Origin of the sequence: Rahnella sp. CG8 (assembly GCF_023701875.1) — a bacterium.
Lineage (GTDB): Bacteria > Pseudomonadota > Gammaproteobacteria > Enterobacterales > Enterobacteriaceae > Rahnella > Rahnella aceris.
Genome location: NZ_JABAED010000025.1, coordinates 1 through 18618, shown reverse-complemented (window position 1 = coordinate 18618; position 18618 = coordinate 1). Strand labels below are relative to the sequence as shown.

At 52.5% G+C, this 18618-nt stretch carries 23 protein-coding genes; 12 read left to right on the top strand and 11 right to left on the bottom strand.

What is annotated here, in order from left to right; genetic code table 11:
• Positions 1 to 3 precede the first annotated feature (3 nt).
• Both mlaE and mlaF read right to left on the bottom strand, forming a co-directional pair.
• Positions 4 to 786 (bottom strand): lipid asymmetry maintenance ABC transporter permease subunit MlaE, encoded by a 783-nt coding sequence (mlaE, locus tag HGO41_RS20035; protein ID WP_013577250.1) that lies wholly within the window; start codon positions 784 to 786, stop codon positions 4 to 6.
• Positions 787 to 801: 15 nt separating this feature from the next.
• Positions 802 to 1605 carry a phospholipid ABC transporter ATP-binding protein MlaF gene (mlaF, locus tag HGO41_RS20030; protein ID WP_013577251.1) on the bottom strand — a complete coding sequence of 268 codons (804 nt, stop codon included), beginning with the start codon at positions 1603 to 1605 and terminating at the stop codon, positions 802 to 804.
• Between the two features lie 307 nt (positions 1606 to 1912).
• Here mlaF and HGO41_RS20025 point away from each other — a divergent pair, with 307 nt between their 5' ends.
• The 11 genes from HGO41_RS20025 (at position 1913) to npr (ending at position 9930) form a co-directional block, all read left to right on the top strand.
• The gene (locus tag HGO41_RS20025) at positions 1913 to 2890 is read left to right on the top strand and encodes a calcium/sodium antiporter (protein WP_121019667.1); all 978 of its coding nucleotides are present in this window, start codon (positions 1913 to 1915) and stop codon (positions 2888 to 2890) included.
• Positions 2891 to 2909: 19 nt separating this feature from the next.
• The gene (kdsD, locus tag HGO41_RS20020) at positions 2910 to 3896 is read left to right on the top strand and encodes an arabinose-5-phosphate isomerase KdsD (RefSeq protein WP_013577253.1); all 987 of its coding nucleotides are present in this window, start codon (positions 2910 to 2912) and stop codon (positions 3894 to 3896) included.
• Between the two features lie 16 nt (positions 3897 to 3912).
• Positions 3913 to 4479 carry a 3-deoxy-manno-octulosonate-8-phosphatase KdsC gene (gene kdsC / locus HGO41_RS20015; RefSeq protein ID WP_013577254.1) on the top strand — a complete coding sequence of 189 codons (567 nt, stop codon included), beginning with the start codon at positions 3913 to 3915 and terminating at the stop codon, positions 4477 to 4479.
• Positions 4476 to 5045: an LPS export ABC transporter periplasmic protein LptC gene (gene lptC / locus HGO41_RS20010; protein WP_013577255.1), complete on the top strand. Its 570-nt coding sequence runs from the start codon at positions 4476 to 4478 to the stop codon at positions 5043 to 5045. Before kdsC ends, lptC begins: the two co-directional genes overlap by 4 nt.
• Positions 5023 to 5580, top strand: a complete 558-nt coding sequence (lptA, locus tag HGO41_RS20005; protein ID WP_013577256.1) for a lipopolysaccharide ABC transporter substrate-binding protein LptA — start codon at positions 5023 to 5025, stop codon at positions 5578 to 5580. The genes lptC and lptA overlap by 23 nt, the downstream gene beginning before the upstream one ends.
• A 6-nt stretch (positions 5581 to 5586) precedes the next feature.
• Positions 5587 to 6312 carry an LPS export ABC transporter ATP-binding protein gene (lptB, locus tag HGO41_RS20000; protein ID WP_013577257.1) on the top strand — a complete coding sequence of 242 codons (726 nt, stop codon included), beginning with the start codon at positions 5587 to 5589 and terminating at the stop codon, positions 6310 to 6312.
• Between the two features lie 101 nt (positions 6313 to 6413).
• Positions 6414 to 7847 (top strand): RNA polymerase factor sigma-54, encoded by a 1434-nt coding sequence (rpoN, locus tag HGO41_RS19995; protein WP_013577258.1) that lies wholly within the window; start codon positions 6414 to 6416, stop codon positions 7845 to 7847.
• Positions 7848 to 7870: 23 nt separating this feature from the next.
• Positions 7871 to 8158 carry a ribosome hibernation promoting factor gene (hpf, locus tag HGO41_RS19990; protein ID WP_013577259.1) on the top strand — a complete coding sequence of 96 codons (288 nt, stop codon included), beginning with the start codon at positions 7871 to 7873 and terminating at the stop codon, positions 8156 to 8158.
• A gap of 98 nt (positions 8159 to 8256) precedes the next feature.
• On the top strand, positions 8257 to 8739 hold the full coding sequence (ptsN, locus tag HGO41_RS19985) for a PTS IIA-like nitrogen regulatory protein PtsN (RefSeq protein ID WP_173362074.1): 483 nt from the start codon (positions 8257 to 8259) through the stop codon (positions 8737 to 8739).
• Positions 8740 to 8806: 67 nt separating this feature from the next.
• Complete coding sequence (gene rapZ / locus HGO41_RS19980) at positions 8807 to 9661, top strand: RNase adapter RapZ (protein ID WP_013577261.1); 855 nt, start codon at positions 8807 to 8809, stop codon at positions 9659 to 9661.
• Entirely contained in the window at positions 9658 to 9930 is a 273-nt protein-coding gene (gene npr / locus HGO41_RS19975) for a PTS phosphocarrier protein NPr (RefSeq protein WP_013577262.1), read from the top strand. The genes rapZ and npr overlap by 4 nt, the downstream gene beginning before the upstream one ends.
• A gap of 25 nt (positions 9931 to 9955) precedes the next feature.
• Here npr and HGO41_RS19970 read toward each other — a convergent pair whose 3' ends face one another.
• The 9 genes from HGO41_RS19970 to HGO41_RS19930 form a co-directional block, all read right to left on the bottom strand.
• Complete coding sequence (locus tag HGO41_RS19970) at positions 9956 to 11875, bottom strand: BglG family transcription antiterminator (RefSeq protein ID WP_013577263.1); 1920 nt, start codon at positions 11873 to 11875, stop codon at positions 9956 to 9958.
• 216 nt (positions 11876 to 12091) lie between these two features.
• A complete protein-coding gene (gene dagF, locus HGO41_RS19965; RefSeq protein WP_013577264.1) occupies positions 12092 to 12832 on the bottom strand; it encodes a 2-dehydro-3-deoxy-phosphogluconate aldolase in 741 nt (246 codons plus the stop codon).
• On the bottom strand, positions 12829 to 13956 hold the full coding sequence (locus HGO41_RS19960) for a DgaE family pyridoxal phosphate-dependent ammonia lyase (protein WP_250981330.1): 1128 nt from the start codon (positions 13954 to 13956) through the stop codon (positions 12829 to 12831). The genes dagF and HGO41_RS19960 overlap by 4 nt, the downstream gene beginning before the upstream one ends.
• Positions 13946 to 15079, bottom strand: a complete 1134-nt coding sequence (locus tag HGO41_RS19955; RefSeq protein ID WP_250981329.1) for an amidohydrolase/deacetylase family metallohydrolase — start codon at positions 15077 to 15079, stop codon at positions 13946 to 13948. Before HGO41_RS19955 ends, HGO41_RS19960 begins: the two co-directional genes overlap by 11 nt.
• A 69-nt stretch (positions 15080 to 15148) precedes the next feature.
• On the bottom strand, positions 15149 to 15796 hold the full coding sequence (locus HGO41_RS19950) for a DUF4310 family protein (RefSeq protein ID WP_047605604.1): 648 nt from the start codon (positions 15794 to 15796) through the stop codon (positions 15149 to 15151).
• A 13-nt stretch (positions 15797 to 15809) separates the two neighbouring features.
• Entirely contained in the window at positions 15810 to 16586 is a 777-nt protein-coding gene (locus HGO41_RS19945) for a DUF4311 domain-containing protein (RefSeq protein ID WP_013577268.1), read from the bottom strand.
• A gap of 32 nt (positions 16587 to 16618) precedes the next feature.
• Positions 16619 to 16918 carry a DUF4312 family protein gene (locus HGO41_RS19940; protein WP_013577269.1) on the bottom strand — a complete coding sequence of 100 codons (300 nt, stop codon included), beginning with the start codon at positions 16916 to 16918 and terminating at the stop codon, positions 16619 to 16621.
• Positions 16918 to 17283: an SFCGS family glycine-rich protein gene (locus HGO41_RS19935; protein WP_013577270.1), complete on the bottom strand. Its 366-nt coding sequence runs from the start codon at positions 17281 to 17283 to the stop codon at positions 16918 to 16920. Before HGO41_RS19935 ends, HGO41_RS19940 begins: the two co-directional genes overlap by 1 nt.
• 46 nt (positions 17284 to 17329) lie before the next feature.
• Positions 17330 to 17680: a PRD domain-containing protein gene (locus HGO41_RS19930; protein WP_112198097.1), complete on the bottom strand. Its 351-nt coding sequence runs from the start codon at positions 17678 to 17680 to the stop codon at positions 17330 to 17332.
• Positions 17681 to 18079: 399 nt separating this feature from the next.
• On the opposite strand from HGO41_RS19930, the gene rnk reads away from it, so the two are divergent.
• Positions 18080 to 18490 (top strand): nucleoside diphosphate kinase regulator, encoded by a 411-nt coding sequence (rnk, locus tag HGO41_RS19925; protein WP_112198098.1) that lies wholly within the window; start codon positions 18080 to 18082, stop codon positions 18488 to 18490.
• Positions 18491 to 18618 lie beyond the last annotated feature (128 nt).

Genomic DNA, 18618 nt, shown 5'->3' with positions numbered 1-18618 from the left:
GGTTTAATTTCCAAACATCAGTGCTGTCAGCACAAAATCCAATCCCAGCACCGCCAGTGACGAATGCACCACAGTACGTGTCGTTGCCCGGCTAATCCCTTCGGACGTCGGTATCGCATCATAGCCATTGAACAACGCAATCCAGGTCACAGTGATAGCGAAAACAAGGCTTTTAATCAGGCAGTTAAGTAAATCAGTCCGCCAGTCTACCGCGGTTTGCATCGCTGACCAGAAGAAACCGCTGTCGATGCCTTTCCAGTCCACACCCACCAGCGAACCTCCCCAAACCCCCACGGCAACGAAAATCGCCGTCAACAAAGGCATGGAAATCAGACCGGCCCAGAAACGCGGTGCAACAACGCGGCGCAGCGGATCGATAGCCATCATCTCCAGGCTGGAAATTTGCTCAGTGGCTTTCATCAACCCCAGTTCGGCGGTCAGCGCGGAACCCGCTCGGCCGGCGAACAGCAGAGCAGTCACCACCGGTCCAAGTTCGCGCAGTAAAGAGAGCGCCACCATCATGCCGAGGCTGGCCTCAGCGCTGTAGGTGGTTAAAATCAGATATCCCTGCAAACCAAGCACCATGCCGATAAACAAGCCGGAAACGAGGATAATCAGCAGGGAAAGTACACCAACGCTGTAAAGCTGCTTGATCAACAGCGGCCACTGCTTGGCAAATTGCGGCTTACCGACCAATGCCCGAAAGAGCATCAGACCGGCGCGGCCAAAAGACGCACAGGTGTTTATCCCGCGGCGCCCGACTGAGGCTAACGCCTTAATTAACATGAATAGGGAACTCCATCATCCGAGCAGCTCGGTTTTGTAATCACCGGCAGGGAAACGGAAAGGCACCGGTCCATCGGCAATACCGTCAAGGAACTGACGAACACGCGGATCAGGATTATTTTGCAGCTCCTCAGGTGTGCCTTCGGCAATCACATGCTGCGCGGCCACAATATAAGCGTAATCAGCAATACTTAGCACTTCAGGAACGTCATGAGAAACCACGATGCACGTCACACCCAGCGCATGGTTCAGTTCATCAATGAGTTTAACCAGGACGCCCATGGTGATCGGATCCTGTCCCACAAAAGGCTCATCGAACATGATCAGTTCAGGGTCGAGGGCAATCGCACGAGCCAGTGCGACACGTCTTGCCATACCGCCAGACAATTCAGCAGGCATCAGGTCACCGGCACCGCGTAACCCGACCGCTTCCAGTTTCATGGTCACCGTACTGCGCAGTAATTCTTCCGGTAATTTGCTGTGTTCACGCAGCGGGAACGCCACATTTTCGAACACAGTCAGGTCAGTAAACAATGCACCGGACTGAAACAACATACTCATTTTCTTGCGCGATTCGTACAATTTGCGACGGGACAACGTCGGAATGTTATCGCCGTCGAACCAGATTTCGCCGCTGTCGGGCGCAAGTTGTCCGCCAATCAGACGCAGCAAGGTGGTTTTACCGATCCCCGAAGGCCCCATGATTGCAGTGACTTTGCCACGCGGCACGGTCATATTTATCTCTTCGAAAATGGGACGATCGCCGCGCACAAAACTCATGCCTTTGATCTCAACCAGATTCGATTCGCTTTGACTCATTCAGTTTTTCCCTTCGGAATGCTTTCGCTAAGAATACGTCTGACACGCACAAGGTATCGTATAACTTTGGTATTTTTACAAAAACTTACCCCGGTTTCGTTACCAAAGTTGCCATCGATTTACTTTTCTGCCACAGACGGTCAAAATCAACGAATTACCATTTTAAAATAAAAGCCTTCATCGTCTAACATACAGGAACCCGCAGGCGTCATTTTCAGACAAAATGTCGCCTTAGCTCATGTTGACGAAGGAATCGCCTGCCCGCCAGGGCAACGAACCTCGCATTATACCCAATAAAGGATGTTTCATGCTTCTCGCTATCGTACTGATGATTGTCGGCTTGTTACTGTTAGTTTACGCCGCTGATCGTCTGGTGTACGGAGCCGCAGTGCTGGCACGCTCGATGGGCATCTCCCCGCTGGTGATTGGTATGACTGTCGTCGGCGTCGGAATATCCCTTCCTGAACTGGTGGTTTCCACCACCGCCGCCATCAACGATCAGATGGATTTGGCCGTCGGAAACGCAATTGGTTCGAATATCATTAATATTCTTCTGATTTTGGGCGGTGCTGCCCTGATTCATCCACTTTCCGTTCGTTCTGATATATTACGCCGCGAGCTCCCATTATTGTTACTGGTCACCGCACTGTGTGGTTTTCTGTTAAGCGACGGCGAACTCAGCCGGTTTGATGGCATTTTGCTACTGGCCAGCGCAGGCGTGTTCGTGATGCTGATGATAAAAATCGCCCGCGCCGCCGAAAAAGAGGGGCTGGATACGCTGACCTACGAGCAAATGTCCGAACTTCCGCAAGACAGTAGCAATACGGTCGCATTTTTGTGGCTGGCACTGGGCTTTATCATCATGCCGCTGGCGTCGGGCATGATCGTTGATAACAGCACTGTCATCGCGCGTTATCTGGGTGTCAGTGAACTGGTGATTGGCCTGACGGTGATTGCTATCGGTACCAGTCTGCCAGAACTGGCGACCTTTATCGCCGGCGCTATCAAAGGCGAAGATGACATCGCGCTGGGTAATATTATCGGCGCAAACATTTTTAATACCTGCCTGGTGCTGGGATTACCCGCGCTGGTAGCACCAGGTTCGTTCAACCCAGACGCGTTTCATCGCGATTATTGGGTCATGCTGGCGGTCAGCGTGGTGCTTTCCGGACTATGCCTGATGCGTAAACACCGTATCGGACATTTAGCCGGTGCATTACTGCTGTGTGGATTTATCGCTTATATGGCCGTGCTGTTTCTATTACCGGACAGCATTGCCTTCTGAACTCTGTCAGGAACCCACTATGGCTAACGATACCTTCGCCCCCGGTTTTGATTTTCAGGCCGTCGGACATGATGTGCTGAAAACAGAACGTGAAGGACTTGAGCAGTTAGATCAATACATTAACGGTGATTTTACCCGCGCCTGCGAAAAAATCTTCGCCTGCAATGGCAAAGTCGTCGTCATGGGCATGGGCAAATCTGGTCATATCGGCCGTAAGATGGCCGCCACCTTTGCCAGTACGGGCACACCGGCATTCTTTGTGCATCCCGGCGAAGCCAGCCACGGTGATCTGGGCATGGTATCGAAGCAGGATGTCGTCATTCTGATTTCCAACTCCGGCGAAGCCCATGAAATTCTGGGGCTGATACCGGTACTCAAACGTCTGGGCATTACGCTTATCTGCATGACGTCTAACCCCGAAAGCACGATGGGGAAAGCGGCAGATGTTCACCTTTGTGTAAAAGTGCCCAAAGAAGCCTGCCCGCTGGGTCTGGCACCGACCAGCAGCACCACGGCAGTGCTGGTGATGGGCGATGCACTGGCCGTCGCACTGCTTGAAGCACGCGGCTTCACACCGGAAGATTTCGCCCTGTCACATCCTGGCGGAGCACTGGGTCGCAAGCTGTTACTGCGCGTCAGCGATATCATGCACACCGGGGATGAAATTCCGCACGTCAGCCGTGAAGCTTCGTTGCGGGATGCGTTGCTGGAAATCACCCGAAAAAATCTGGGCATGACGGTTATCTGCAACGATTTGATGAAAATCGAAGGGATCTTTACCGATGGGGATTTACGACGCATCTTTGATATGGGCGTCAACATCAATACGGCATCGATTGCGGATGTGATGACGACAGGCGGTATCCGCGTGCGTCCTTCACTGCTGGCGGTTGATGCGCTGAATTTAATGCAGGACAAACACATCACTTGCGTGATGGTTGCTGATGGTGACCAGTTGCTGGGTGTGTTACATATGCACGATATGCTGCGCGCTGGCGTAGTTTAATTGAGGAATTCCCTGAATGAGTAATAGCGCAGCCCTGGTGGAAACCTGCTACGGTCCGGTCAGTGCGCAAGTGCTTGAACGGGCAAAAGCAATCCGCCTGCTGATTTGCGATGTCGATGGCGTTATGTCTGATGGCCTGATCTATATGGGAAATCAGGGAGAAGAGCTGAAAAGTTTCAACGTTCGCGACGGTTACGGTATCCGCTGCCTGCTGACATCCGATATCGAAGTCGCGATTATTACAGGCCGCAATGCGAAATTACTGGAAGATCGCGCTAAAACTCTGGGCATACGCCACTTGTATCAGGGGCAATCTGATAAGCTTTTGGCCTTCCGCGAACTGTTAGATACACTGTCTCTGCGGGCCGAAGAAGTGGCGTACATTGGTGATGACCTGATTGACTGGCCGGTGATGGCCGAAGTGGGTCTCTCTGTCGCGGTTCAGGATGCACATCCTGTTCTGTTACCGAAAGCGCATTATGTTACCCGTATAGCGGGTGGACGTGGTGCAGTACGCGAACTGTGTGATTTGATTCTGCTGGCGCAGGGTAAGCTGGAGGACGCCAAAGGGCTGTCGATATGAGTAAAGCAAAACTTTGGATTATTCTGGCGCTGACTGCCATCGTTCTGGTGCTGATTGGCTGGTCATTATCTGACAACAGCGATGATGTTCCGCAAGCGGTCAATGATCAGGATCCGACTTACCAGACGTCCCACACCGTTACGATGGTGTATGACCCGATGGGCAGCCTGACGTATAAACTGGTTTCAGACCAGGTAAAATATTACACCGCTGATCAGGTGTCATGGTTTACCAATCCAGTCGCGACCATGTATGACAAGAACAAAGTAGCCACCTGGGTATTGCGTTCTGATAAAGCGAAACTGACTCAGGATAAAATGCTCTATCTTTATGGGCATGTGCAGGCAGACAGCCTGACACCTGAGACATCACAGCTGCAAAGAATCAAAACGGACAATGCACGGGTTAACCTGACGACACAGGACGTTGCCTCAGACGATGAAGTGACGTTGTATGGTACAGGTTTTACATCTAACGGCATGAAAATGCGTGGTAATCTGCGTGACAAAACAGCAGAGCTGATCGAAAAGGTAACGACCTCTTATGAAATTCAAAGCAAAAAATAAAATCCGTGATCTCCTGATCGTCAGCTCATTGTTAGCCGTCAGCGTTCCGGCATTTGCCTTAAAAGACGATACAACGAAACCGATCACCATTGATTCAGCAAACCAGGCGCTCGACGTCAATACCAATACCGCGACCTTTACCGGCAATGTGGTCGTCAATCAGGGTACGATCCAGGTTAAAGCCGACAAAGTGGTCGTCATCCGCCCGCAGGGGGTTTCCGGTAAAGAAGTGGTAGAAGGTTACGGCAACCCGGTGACGTTCTACCAGATGCAGGATAACGGTAAGCCGATTAAAGGCCATGCACAGAAAGTCCGCTACGAAGTGGAAAATGACCTCGTCACGCTGACCGGCAACGCTTACCTTGAGCAACTGGACAGCAATGTGAAAGGCGACCGTATTACCTATCTGGTACAGAAACAGCAAATGGAAGCCTTTAGTGATAAAGGTAACCGTGTGACGACCGTTCTGGTACCTTCGCAGCTGCAACAAAAAACGCCTGCAGCGGGCGGCCAGCCGACCAAAAAGAGTAACTGATATTTTATGGCTAAATTAATCGCAGAGAATCTGGCAAAGGCATACAAAGGCCGTAAGGTCGTTGAAGATGTCAGTCTGATGGTCAACTCGGGTGAAATCGTCGGGTTATTAGGGCCAAACGGTGCGGGTAAAACCACCACCTTTTACATGGTCGTGGGCATCGTCCAGCGCGATGCGGGCCGCATTATCGTTGATGATGAAGACATCAGCCTGCTGCCGCTGCATACCCGCGCCCGTCGCGGTATTGGCTATCTTCCGCAGGAAGCCTCCATTTTCCGTCGTCTGAGCGTATTTGATAACCTGATGGCGGTGCTGCAGATCCGTGACGATCTGACCAAAGAACAGCGTAATGACCGCGCTAATGAATTAATGGAAGAGTTCCATATTTCTCATTTGCGCGATAACCTCGGTCAGTCACTGTCTGGTGGTGAACGCCGTCGTGTTGAAATTGCCCGTGCACTGGCAGCGAACCCTAAATTCATCCTGCTGGATGAACCGTTCGCCGGGGTTGACCCGATTTCCGTTATCGACATCAAAAAAATCATTGAGCATTTACGTGACAGCGGCCTCGGCGTACTGATCACTGACCATAACGTTCGCGAAACACTCGACGTTTGTGAACGCGCGTATATCGTCAGTCAGGGGAAATTGATCGCCCACGGCACGCCAGCCGACATTCTTGCTGATGAACAAGTTAAACGTGTTTATCTTGGTGAAGAATTCCGTCTGTGATCTGTGCCGCCGGAACCGTGCCTGTTTCAACCTACACTGAAACAGGCCGTCTCTGACAGAAGTGTTGCCGTTTTCACTCATCAACGGAATTAAGCCAAGATATGAAGCAAGGTTTGCAACTCAGACTCAGCCAACAACTGGCAATGACTCCTCAGTTACAACAGGCCATCCGCTTGTTGCAACTATCCACGCTTGAGCTCCAGCAGGAGATCCAACTCGCGCTGGAGAGCAACCCTCTGTTGGAACAAACCGACCTTCATGAAGAAATCGACTCGGTAGAAACCACCGACAGCGAAGGGTTAGACACCCGCGAAGCACTCGAGCAGAAAGACATGCCGGAAGAGTTGCCGCTGGACGCCACCTGGGATGAGATTTACACCGCAGGCACGCCGTCAGGCACCGGCAATGATTACAGCGACGATGAGCTACCGATTTACCAGGGCGAAACCACGCAGACACTTCAGGATTACCTGATGTGGCAGGTCGAGCTGACGCCGTTCTCTGATACCGATGCCGCGATTGCCACCTCAATCGTCGATGCAGTGGATGACACCGGTTACCTGACCGTCTCCCTTGACGACATTCTCGAAAGCGTCGGTGATGAAAATGTCACCATGGACGAAGTCGAAGCCGTACTTAAGCGCGTTCAGCGTTTTGATCCGGTGGGTGTGGCCGCCCGTGACCTGCGCGACTGCCTGCTGATCCAGCTTTCTCAATATGCGACTGACACGCCTTTCATCACTGAAGCCCGTCTTATCATCAGCGAACATCTCGATTTGCTGGCGAACCATGATTTCCGCGCACTTATGCGATCAACCCGGTTAAAAGAAGATACACTGAAAGGAGCGATGCTCCTGATCCAGTCTCTTGATCCGCGTCCGGGCCAGTCTATCAACACCGGCGAATCCGAATACGTGATCCCGGATGTGCTGGTGCGTAAAGTGTCAGGTGTCTGGGCGGTAGAACTCAATTCCGACAGCATTCCGCGTCTGAAGATTAACCAGCAGTACGCCGCGATGGGGAATTCCGCACGCAGCGACAGCGACGGGCAATTTATCCGCAGCAATCTGCAGGAAGCCAAGTGGTTAATCAAAAGCCTGGAAAGCCGTAACGACACGCTGTTGAAAGTGACGCGCTGCATCGTTGAGCAGCAGCAGGCGTTCTTTGAACTGGGTGAAGAATTTATGAAACCTATGGTGCTGGCAGATATTGCCAGTGCCGTGGAAATGCACGAATCGACGATTTCACGTGTGACGACGCAGAAGTTCCTGCACAGCCCGCGTGGCATTTTCGAACTGAAGTATTTCTTCTCCAGCCATGTCAGTACAGACAGCGGTGGCGAGGCATCGTCAACCGCGATCCGGGCGCTGGTGAAGAAATTAATCGCAGCGGAGAATCCTGTAAAACCGCTCAGTGACAGTAAGTTAGCGACCCTGCTTTCCGATCAGGGAATTATGGTTGCGCGTCGGACTGTCGCCAAATACCGAGAGTCTTTGTCCATCCCGCCCTCAAACCAACGTAAACAGTTAGTTTGACCTCAACAGAGAAGGAAGACATTATGCAGCTCAACATTACCGGACATCACATTGAGATCACGGATCCCCTGAGAGAGTTCATCACGTCGAAGCTGGCTAAGCTTGAGCAGTATTTCGACAGGATTAATCAGGTGTATGTGGTGTTGAGCGTGGAAAAGGTGCAGAAAGTAGCGGAAGCCACTTTGCATGTGAACGGAGGCGAATTACATGCCACCTCGGAACATCAGGATATGTACGCAGCGATTGACGGACTGGTTGATAAACTGGCCCGACAGTTGAATAAACATAAAGACAAACTGAAACAGCACTGACATTCATGTAGCCAACCCTGTGCTACAAACCTTCGGGCATCGGCTTGTGACCTTCGGGAAACGAGCCGATATAGCTTTAAGGGTGAAACAGCGCAAAAGTGAAAGATGACATGATTAACGATACTGCAATGCAATTAACGTCGGTGCTTAATGCCGAATGCACCAAAAGCGGCGTTCATTGCGCCAGCAAAAAACGCGCACTGGAAATCATCAGTGAGCTGGCCGCCAAACAATTAAATTTGTCGCCGCAGGTGATTTTTGACGCCATTTTGACCCGTGAACGTATGGGGAGCACCGGGATCGGTGCCGGGATCGCCATCCCGCACGGTAAGCTGGAAGAAGACACTTTACGTGCCGTCGGCGTATTCATTCAGCTTGAACAACCGATTGCTTTTGACGCCATCGATAATCAGCCGGTAGATTTGCTTTTTGCCTTGCTGGTACCGGCAGATCAATGTAAAACCCATTTACATACATTATCTTTAGTCGCTAAGAAATTAGCTGATAAAACAGTGTGTCGCCGTCTGCGTGGCGCGCAAAGTGACGAAGAACTGTTCCAGATAATGACTGAAAACGAATAAATTGCTGATTCCCGGTACAGTGCCGGGAAAATGAATTCTGCACACTGAATGCCAGGGGAGTGACACCATGGTGCTGATGATTGTCAGCGGCCGTTCCGGTTCCGGGAAGTCGGTTGCCCTACGGGCACTAGAAGACATGGGTTTTTACTGTGTGGACAACCTGCCGGTGGTGTTATTGCCGCAGCTTGCCCAGACCCTTGTTGAACGTAATACATCAGCGGCCGTCAGCATTGACGTCCGTAACATGCCGGAAACACCGGAAGTTTATGAGTATGCGATGTCACAACTGCCGGAGAGCTTCTCACCGCAGTTGTTATTCCTTGATGCCGACCGCAATACTCTGATCCGCCGCTACAGCGACACCCGTCGTCTGCACCCGCTTTCCAGCAAAAATCTGTCCCTCGAAAGTGCCATTGATGAAGAAGCCGATCTGCTCGAACCACTGCGTTCGTCTGCGGATTTGATCATCGACACCTCCGAAATGTCCGTGCATGAACTGGCAGAAATGCTGCGTACCCGTCTGCTGGGTAAACGCGAGCGCGAACTGACGATGGTGTTCGAATCCTTCGGTTTCAAACACGGCATTCCGATTGATGCGGATTATGTTTTCGATGTGCGTTTTCTGCCAAACCCGCACTGGGATCCGAAACTGCGTCCGATGACAGGCCTTGATAAGCCGGTCGCGGCGTTCCTTGACCGTCATACTGAAGTGCACAACTTTATTTACCAGACCCGCAGCTACCTCGAACAATGGCTGCCGATGCTGGAAACGAACAACCGCAGCTATCTGACCGTCGCCATTGGCTGTACCGGCGGTAAACACCGTTCGGTCTATATCGCAGAGCAACTGGCCGACTATTTCCGTTCCCGCGGGAAAAATGTGCAATCCCGCCATCGCACGCTGGAAAAACGCAAATCATGACGGTGAAACAAACGGTAGAAATCAAAAACCGGTTGGGTATGCATGCCCGCCCGGCAATGAAGTTGTTTGAACTGGTGCAGAGCTTTGAATCAGAAGTGATGCTGCGCAACGACACGGGCATTGAAGCGGAAGCCAGCAGTGTCATCGCGCTGCTGATGCTCGATTCCCCGAAAGGTCAGAAAATCGAAATCGAAGCCACCGGCCCCGATGAAGAACAGGCATTGACGGCAGTGGTAAATCTGATTAATTCAGGTTTTGATGAAGACTGATAATTAACGCACTCTTTGAGCCGTATTAAATGCGGCTTAAACAGTCGATTGCAATGGCCTTGAAACTCTCAAAGTTTTCGCTGCTCAGCAGACGGCTCATTGAGCGTTCCCGCACAAACGTCACGAACAAATCGTAAATCGCCATCGCCTCTTCATAATCTGCCTTGCTGATTGCCAGCAGGAAAATCACGTGTGCTGTCTCCCCTTCTCCCCACGCAATGCCCTGCGGAGAGAGCAACGTTATCACCACGGTTTTCTTCGCCAGCAGCCCCAGCGAGTGCGGCAGCGCAATCCCTTCCCCCAGCATGGTCGAGACAATTTCCTCGCGCTCAACCACCGACGGATAAAACGCCTGATCGACGTAGCCTTCGGCTTCCAGCTGAGAGCACACATGGCGGAATAACTCCGCCTGCGTCATCGGTTCATCGATGATCATGAAGTGTTTTTCGTCGAAGAATTTTTCCAGCATATAAGGCCGGGTGCGATCAACCAGTACCAGCTTGCCAAGCTGCTCCATCTGGTATTCGGTCGGGAATGGCGACAGCACCACCACCGGTTTATTCTTCTCGCTGATGCGGGCGTTGGAGATGATGAAATCTTCGTCGATGTGTTCCAGTTGTTCGTAATCCCGCAACGTCACCACCTGTTTCATCACCAGCTGCGGATATTTGCGGCTAATCTGCGCCTGAATCATACGGATGGTCGAATTGCCGGTGTCGCATACCAGCATCACCTGCGGATGTCGCTGATAACCGATGTTGTAATGCCGCTCCAGCCCGACGCCGATATGCAGCACAAGAAACCCAATCTCGTTTTCACTCAGGGTGTACGGCGTGTATTTCCCCCAGCTCGACACCGCCGCCAGCGTGACGTCATACGCCATCGGGTAATGCTGTTTGATGTTGTTCAGCAGCGGGTTGGGGATATTAATCTGGTATTTCACCCGCGTAATCATGGTTTTGATATGCGTCAGCAGATCAGCGCGCAGCTGTTTATCACCTTGTAAATCATAACTATAGTGCGAATTGATATACGACAGGATGTAATCGACCAGCGATTCGTCATCGTCAGCATTAATGTCCGTTGGCAGGATTTGCTGCACGCGACGCGCGGCGATATTCACCCGCAGATAAGCTTCTTCAGAGGCCGGAATTTCCTTGCCCACCAGACTTTTCAGCTCCGCAGCCAGCCGCACAGAAACGTGTTTGACCGCCGGGTCACCGTCTTCAGCATCAAAATCAGTCAGCGGATAACCGCCGGCAATGCGTTTAATGGCCACCGCGCAATAGAGAATCAGATATTGTTCACCTTCGTCGGTCAGTTGAATAGAAGACTGCGTCAGAAGCTGATGCATAAAGCGCGTCAGCGGCACCAGCGCTTCCGACTCCAGACTTTCCGCCTTCAGCAGCGGATTGGCCTGTTCTTCGGCATCGAGCTGGAACAACAAGTCGGTCAGGCAGGCGCGGATTGCCAGCTCCGCACCAAACAGCTTCATGCCGTAGCGCGGCTTGGTTTCAATATTCAGATGATAGCGGGCCAGATGCTCCCTTACCTCAGCCATATCATTTTGCAGGGTTCCCCGGCTGACAAACCATTCATCAGCCAGATCTTCCAGCTTTAATGAAAAAGCTGAGGTCAAAAAGCGGATCAGCAGCGTCTTCACCCGCTCTGCGGCCGTACGCGGCGTCGGATTCGGTTTACGTTGTGTCGATTGCTGCAACGACGAGAACAGGCTCTGATCATCAACGCGCAGCTGATACCCGCTGCCACGGTTGTGTACGAAGGTCGCGCCATAGTCCGCGATGATTTCATTAAGCGCAGTGATATCCGCACGGACCGTCCGCGTCGACACCGACAGGCGTTTTGCCAGTTCATCCTGAGGCAGCGTTTCGGTTTGCAGCGCATCAAACAGTTGCGCCAGACGTTGATTGGGAAATCTCACCATTGTTCTTCCATATTATTCCGGCTACGGCGCGATCACCCTTTACAACGAACTGCCGACTGCCACAGAGTCATCGATAAACGCAGTTTGCCGTTTTCGGCAAATACCTTGAATCAGGTGATGTTATCGCTTCGTTGATTGATTGCGTAAATATATTTGCCATCCGGTAACAACATCAGTGTGCCCGGACGGCTTACCGCGCAGGAAAGGTCAGAACCTTCAGCCCACCAGCTTTTTGACGCTGACCAGCAGGGTTTTCACATCGTCAGGACGTGTGTTACCGGTGGCGCTGTCGATAATCGAGCTGTAGATATGCGGGATGATTTTAGTGACGCCCGCCGCCAGCGCGATTTCCATAATCGGCTCGAAGTTTTCTAAATCGATACCGCCGGTCGGTTCCAGCCAGAAATCCTGTTCCGCACAGGCACGGGCCACGGCAGCGAATTCATCACGGGTTTTCAGGCCACCCATCGGGAAATATTTCACCGAGCTGCCGCCCATATCTTTCAGCAGCGCAATGGCGGTTTCCACCGGCACGATGGCGTCCGCAGAAGCAGAACTCAGCGGTCCGGTATTGATCTTCACAAAGCCGGGTTTACCGGTGGGTGAAATCAGACCGTTGACCACGCTGTCGTTTTGCCCAAGCATTCCACGGCTGGTACCGACGCCGGTAAAGACCTGATTGACGTGCTGCGGCTGAACCTGCGCTGAAATCTGGCTGACCATCAGAGACTGACGCGGATCGCCCGCGCCTAAACCGACAGACAACGCGTTTTCAATCAATGCGGCATACTCTTTCATGTCCGCCACCGCACTCGCGACGTCTGGATAATTTTTGGAAAGCACACCGACCAGTACATGACCTTCTGCCGCTTCATAGATATCACGGGCATTGTCTTTCGAGCCCGCCAGCACATTCAGGCACACGCGGTCACGATAGAAATTTGGGGTCAGCTTCATGCTTTGTCTCCGCTGAAAAGTTGTTTAAAACGTTGTGCGACGATGGTGAGCTGCGGCGGCGTCACGCTGCGCACATCGACTTCGATCTTGCCTTCGTTGGCGCGGTAGCCACGGAAATAAATCGCGATATCGCCGTTTTTCATGGCGTCCACAATGGCTTTGGTTTTCCAGCCCAGTACCGCTTCATCGAAAGTGATTTCCGTACGGGCGATATCACGTCCGGCGCTGTCCCAGACCACGCGTCCGGTAACACCGCTGATTTCATTCAGGCTGGCGATAAATGGCGTCATCTTGTCGACCATTTCCTGCCCGGTGGTTTTCGGCAAGGTGAGATAGCTTTCGATAGCCTGCGTCAGGCCAAGAATGCCTTCTTTGCCGACTTTCATCGCACGACCAATCCCGCCCGATTGCAGTTTTACCCATTCGACATACTGTTTTTTGCCGAGCACCAGCCCGCTGGTCGGCCCTTCGATGGCCTTCGCGCCACTGTAAATCACCAGATCCGCACCCATCTCGTAATAACAGGTCAGATCTTCTTCCGCGGCGGCATCGACGATCAGCGGCACATTGTGCTTACGCGCCACTTCAGCGGCTTCCGCAACCGACAAAATGCTTTTCTGCACTGAGTGGTGCGATTTTATGTACATGATTGCAGCGGTACGCGGGGTGATGCAGGCCGCGAGTTGTGCGGCAGAACATTCGTTGGCATAACCGGCTTCTACCACCTTGCCACCGCCCATCGTCACCATCGTCGCGACCGGTGCACCGAAATTCACGTTATGGCCTTTTGGCAGAACGATATCGTGCGGGATTTCCAGTGGCGCGGCGTGCAGGTTTTCCAGCAGCCAGGCGTCATCTTTGACGATCACCGCCGCCACAGATTGCGCGATCCCGGCAGAAGCGCAGGAAACCACCACCGCGTTTTCGACGTTTAGCAGTTTCGCGATGTAAGCGTCGGTTTTGTTCACCAGATCTTTCATCTCAAAGTAATGATTCAGACCGGTATTCACCACTGCTGCGACTTCTTCACGCGGCGTGGAAACGCCCAGCGCTGTCATACGACCGGAAGCATTAATGACTTGTTTTAACTGGTACTTTTCATACAGCGATTGTTCAGAAGACATGAGCAGATTTCCCTTCTTCGGTTAACAGAGTGACGCCCGCGACCACAGCGGCCAGAGGCACCAGCAAACTTTCGCCCTTCACGGACTGTCCTTCGGAATCGATAAACACCTGCGGCGCCTGACGGAGTTCGAACAGGGTCAGATCGGCGTCGGCACCGATTTGCAGACGACCTTTGGCAGGAAGACGCAGCGCATCAGCGGCGTGCGAGGTGACGCAATCAATCACCTGCGGCAATGTCATGCCGACGCTGAAGAATTTCGACATCACGGTCGCCAGGCTGTGCACCGGCCCGTTGAGGCGATTGCGGCAATAAATATCGGAGCTGATGGTGTGCGGCAAAATGCCCTGCTTAATGGCCAGCTCTGCCACTTCAAAGCTGAAACTCGCGGTGCCGTGACCGACATCCAGCAGCACGCCACGGCTGAGCGCCCGCTTAACGGAATCACGCAGCACGCCTTCCGGCGAGAGAATGCGGTTCGGCTTGCCGTTATAGCAGTGGGTAATGATGTCGCCAGAGGTCAGTAAATCTGCGATTTCGTCGAGGTTCGGCGGGTTATTACCGATATGCACCATCAGGGGCAGGTCATCGTTTTCCTGCTGAATTTCTTTGGCGCGCACCAGTGGCTTAATGCCGTTCTGGCCGACCACACTGCTGCTCATGCGCGCTTTGATGCCAATGATAAAACTGGGATTTCGCGCGATGGCGTCACGCACGCCGACCTTGTCGATCTGGGTCATATCCGCCAGTTCGTTCTGCGTGACAATGCCGGTGCGGGCGATATTGAGAAACGCGTAGACGTTGGTTTTCGCCTCACGGGTAATCTGATAGAAATCGTCGACATCATTCGCGCCGGTACTGCCCGCATCGGCCACGGTGGTGACACCGCAGGCCACACCAATCAGATCGGCTTCGTCATGATAAATCGGCGATTTGGGGTAACAGTGAACATGGGAGTCGATCCATCCCGCGCTGGCGTAAACCTTGCCCTGAAGATCGAGAGTCTGGCGGGCGGTGGCACCGCAGGGCAACGTGCCAATGGCGGCGAATTTGCCGTCGCGGATTGCAATATCAGTCAGGCTGCCGTCTGCGCGTAATGCCTGGCGGATGATTAAGTCATACATACGACGTTCTCCATAATCTCGGGCGTCAGGAGTGTTCCTGACGCCCGTTTACTGCTTATGTACTGCTTCTTACAGTGAAACCGGGAAGATGGCGCCCAGCACCATCGCACCGAGAATGGCACCACCGGTAATCGGCTTCTGCCACAGATAGAAACCCAGTGCGCCAATCAGCGAGCCAAGACCGATTGGAATCGATGCGGCCATTGCGGAGAGGATAATCAACGGCCCGAGGAAGCGGCCGGAGGCATTACCCGCGCCCATCATCACGTCAGCGCCGTAGGTGGAGTTGCTCTGATTGATGGTGAATTTACGCGCCAGAATGATGATGTAACCGACGGCTAACCCGAGGATCAGGCCGGTCACCAGCGAGGCGGCAAAGTTCGCCACCGGGAAGATAATCCCGGCGCCCAGCAGCATTGCAGGAACGCCCAGGCCGATACCGGTCTGGATCGCGCCGCCGATATCGAGAATACCAACCAGCGAACCTTCGATGATGCGGGCAAACAGGAAGCTGGCACCAAAGGCCGCCACTGCGCCGTACACGCCGGTATCCATGCCGGAACGCAGCATCGACACAAAGGCCACTTCGTTAAATGCACCGATGCCGTACAGGTAATACATGTGTGTCCCGGCGAAAACGCCGGAAGACAGCAGTCCGACAAAAATCGGGAACGACCACTCGGCGTACCAGAAACCACGTTTGGCTTGTTCTTCCATTGTCATGTTCCCCTTACTTACCGCTGAGTGAGTTGTGAATGCCGTTCAGCCATGTCGGGACGTCCAGCATGAAGGATTGCAACAGCTTGACGTCGAAACCACGGAAGAAACCGCTAAGAACGAACAGCGCGATAATCGCCGCCATCATCACTTTGGTGACGTGGTTCCAGCCGCTCTCTTCGACGCCTTTACCGATCAGGATACCCAGTACCAGACCCGGCACGGCGTTCCCCATGATCATCTGCGCCAGACCGCCAAAAATGGTGGCCCAGAAACCGGAACGACGTCCTGCATCGATCGCCGCCAGCCAGAAAATCACCGGCATGACGGTGTTCACCAGCAGGTTCGCCGCAGGCACCAGCACTTTAATGGCCGTGACCTGCAACGCCGCAGGCACGGCAGACGCGGTGGTGTTGAGGAAGGCCACCACAATCATGCCGATGATGCCGCCCGCAATCGCCATCTTGCGCGGGTCGTGCAGGGTTTCAGTGACATTGCGGTTTTTGAACATCAGGGCAGCGGTGGCCCAGTGAGGAATGATGCGGTGGTCAACGTCCTGAGTGAAAGAACCTGCCGCCACGGAAGATGCCCAGGCGTTAAAGAAGAAGCCCAGACCGAATGAGAAATGCGAAGCCGGATCGCCTTCACAGGAGTTTAATTCCCCAAGCGTACGAAAAGCCCCCATTCCTTGCACGGTTGGCGCATGGAACATACGTGCGGCACCCGCACCTACGCCCACCCCAACCAGTCCGCCGATAATAAGCGACTTAAATAAAATAATTAAAAACATCAGTATATCCTTGTCATTTATAGCTAACGTTTTTATTTCGTGACAAAAACTACCTGTTCCGTATTAATAACAGTCAGGTTGACGGTAATGTCTAACGCCACGTAATAACTCTTTCTTTCCCTGGCCAGAAAAAAGAACAGAAACTTTTCTCTTTTAACCGACTCCTCTGCCTTTATTACCTTGACGTCCTGCGGTTCAATGCGCAGCAAGACATTATTAGCAGACGATTGGAGAACCGTTCTCTGAACCTGACTCAGTGCGGAAGAAAAGGCGGCAGCCTTATTTTCGCCCTTTCCTTCAACCCGGACTGTTGTGGTTAATTGTTGCTTCATTACGCCTGACCATACTTCTTGTTATAAGCTTCAACCAGACGCTGACCCAGTTCTTCTTTATCCATAAATCCGAACCCTAATACTAAACAGCCTTCGTTAATCGCCGTGACACCTTCATCAACTGAACGCATCCCGTACTTCGCTTTATATCCGTATTTGTTTTGTGCGGTAATCGCACCTGCACCGCCACTGCCGCAGAAAGAAATACCAAAGGTCGCGCCTTCTGCTTTCATCACGTCGCCGAGTTTCATGTCTGCCGCCATACCGGGGACAACAATGGCTTTTCCGCCAGCCGCTTCCACGCCTGCTGCCACTTTCTGGCCTTTACCTAAACGGTCGCCGATCACAACTAATACTTGTCCCATGATTCACATCTCCACATTAATTAATGTATTAAAATTTCAATAAAAATTATTTCGGCTCGTTGTCTCTGGCCACTTCAAAATGTACCGAGAGCAAATACGCTTCCTCAATCGGTAAATTCCCGAACCAGCTCACCACGTCCTCTGCCATTTGCATGGAGTCGGCAGAGATTTCATCAAATAACTCTTTTTCGACTTCAGGCAACGGCTCACCGGTAATCGAGCGTAATACCATGGCTTTAACGTGTGACGTTAACATCTGCAACTGAACATCGGTGGTGTAGATATTCTTCGCACTTTGCATTGTCTGAATATCTTTTAATACTTGCTCTGTTATCGCCGCAGCATCTTTCAATTCAATCCGCCCGGTCCCATTCACAGATGCGCTTGCGTTATTCACTCGCGGTTACCTCTCTCCTTGCCCGGCCCACTATTTTCAGCCGTGTATTTCGTCTGTCTTTACCCTAACCCCGGTAAGATTTCCTGTGTAGAGGGTCTTTTTCCAGTTCGAAGTGGAAATACGATGCGCTGAGCAGATCCAATTCGCAAAACGAAAAGTTAAGTCGCCATATCACTGAATATTGCAGGGTGTAGCAGCGTATTACACTGGTAATCGGATTTTTCGCAATGCGGATTAATTCCCTCACAACGCTTTCATTTCCGCTTAAGAGTGCCTAGTATCAAAGAACACATGCAAATTACCGACACCCCTGCGCTTACCCGCAGGGGTGTTATTTTTTGCCGACCGGCACCCCACTCGCATGAAGCGGGTGATGCAAAAGGAACCATGGAGAATGTTATGAGTAAACCGACACTGATCATCAATGAACTTGACGCAGAACGCCTGGACACACTGCTGGCGCAACCGGCGTTTGCCAGCAGCCCGGTCGCCGACGCACTGAATGACGAGTTAGATCGCGCCGAGATTTTGCCGCCCGAGGAAATCCCTGCCGACGTAGTGACGATGAACAGCAAGGTTCGCTTTACTGAAGGTAAAGACGGCGAAGAACACATCCGCACGCTGGTGTATCCGGCTGCGCTCAAAGACAGCAACGAGCAACTGTCGGTGATGGCGCCGTTAGGTGCCGCCCTGCTGGGGCTGCGCGTAGGCGGAAGCATCACGTGGGAAATGCCAAATGGCGAGAACAGCCGGATTGAAGTGCTGGAATTGTTGTTTCAGCCGGAGGCGGCGGGGGAGTTGAGACGTTAAGGCAGTTAACTCCTTTTTCTGCGAAGGTGGGAGGCAACGCGCTGAACGACTCCCTCCCCTGCGAAGGGGAGGGTTGGGGTGGGGTATTAATGGCGAATCTATAAGTTGATGTTTGCACTTACATTGGT

Excerpts from the sequence above, each read along its gene's own strand:
- mlaE (WP_013577250.1), bottom strand. The coding sequence starts at position 786 with ATGTTAATTAAGGCGTTAGCCTCAGTCGGGCGCCGCGGGATAAACACC.
- mlaF (WP_013577251.1), bottom strand. The coding sequence starts at position 1,605 with ATGAGTCAAAGCGAATCGAATCTGGTTGAGATCAAAGGCATGAGTTTT.
- HGO41_RS20025 (WP_121019667.1), top strand. The coding sequence starts at position 1,913 with ATGCTTCTCGCTATCGTACTGATGATTGTCGGCTTGTTACTGTTAGTT.
- kdsD (WP_013577253.1), top strand. The coding sequence starts at position 2,910 with ATGGCTAACGATACCTTCGCCCCCGGTTTTGATTTTCAGGCCGTCGGA.
- kdsC (WP_013577254.1), top strand. The coding sequence starts at position 3,913 with ATGAGTAATAGCGCAGCCCTGGTGGAAACCTGCTACGGTCCGGTCAGT.
- lptC (WP_013577255.1), top strand. The coding sequence starts at position 4,476 with ATGAGTAAAGCAAAACTTTGGATTATTCTGGCGCTGACTGCCATCGTT.
- lptA (WP_013577256.1), top strand. The coding sequence starts at position 5,023 with ATGAAATTCAAAGCAAAAAATAAAATCCGTGATCTCCTGATCGTCAGC.
- lptB (WP_013577257.1), top strand. The coding sequence starts at position 5,587 with ATGGCTAAATTAATCGCAGAGAATCTGGCAAAGGCATACAAAGGCCGT.
- rpoN (WP_013577258.1), top strand. The coding sequence starts at position 6,414 with ATGAAGCAAGGTTTGCAACTCAGACTCAGCCAACAACTGGCAATGACT.
- hpf (WP_013577259.1), top strand. The coding sequence starts at position 7,871 with ATGCAGCTCAACATTACCGGACATCACATTGAGATCACGGATCCCCTG.
- rapZ (WP_013577261.1), top strand. The coding sequence starts at position 8,807 with ATGGTGCTGATGATTGTCAGCGGCCGTTCCGGTTCCGGGAAGTCGGTT.
- npr (WP_013577262.1), top strand. The coding sequence starts at position 9,658 with ATGACGGTGAAACAAACGGTAGAAATCAAAAACCGGTTGGGTATGCAT.
- HGO41_RS19970 (WP_013577263.1), bottom strand. The coding sequence starts at position 11,875 with ATGGTGAGATTTCCCAATCAACGTCTGGCGCAACTGTTTGATGCGCTG.
- dagF (WP_013577264.1), bottom strand. The coding sequence starts at position 12,832 with ATGAAGCTGACCCCAAATTTCTATCGTGACCGCGTGTGCCTGAATGTG.
- HGO41_RS19960 (WP_250981330.1), bottom strand. The coding sequence starts at position 13,956 with ATGTCTTCTGAACAATCGCTGTATGAAAAGTACCAGTTAAAACAAGTC.
- HGO41_RS19955 (WP_250981329.1), bottom strand. The coding sequence starts at position 15,079 with ATGTATGACTTAATCATCCGCCAGGCATTACGCGCAGACGGCAGCCTG.
- HGO41_RS19950 (WP_047605604.1), bottom strand. The coding sequence starts at position 15,796 with ATGGAAGAACAAGCCAAACGTGGTTTCTGGTACGCCGAGTGGTCGTTC.
- HGO41_RS19945 (WP_013577268.1), bottom strand. The coding sequence starts at position 16,586 with ATGTTTTTAATTATTTTATTTAAGTCGCTTATTATCGGCGGACTGGTT.
- HGO41_RS19940 (WP_013577269.1), bottom strand. The coding sequence starts at position 16,918 with ATGAAGCAACAATTAACCACAACAGTCCGGGTTGAAGGAAAGGGCGAA.
- HGO41_RS19935 (WP_013577270.1), bottom strand. The coding sequence starts at position 17,283 with ATGGGACAAGTATTAGTTGTGATCGGCGACCGTTTAGGTAAAGGCCAG.
- rnk (WP_112198098.1), top strand. The coding sequence starts at position 18,080 with ATGAGTAAACCGACACTGATCATCAATGAACTTGACGCAGAACGCCTG.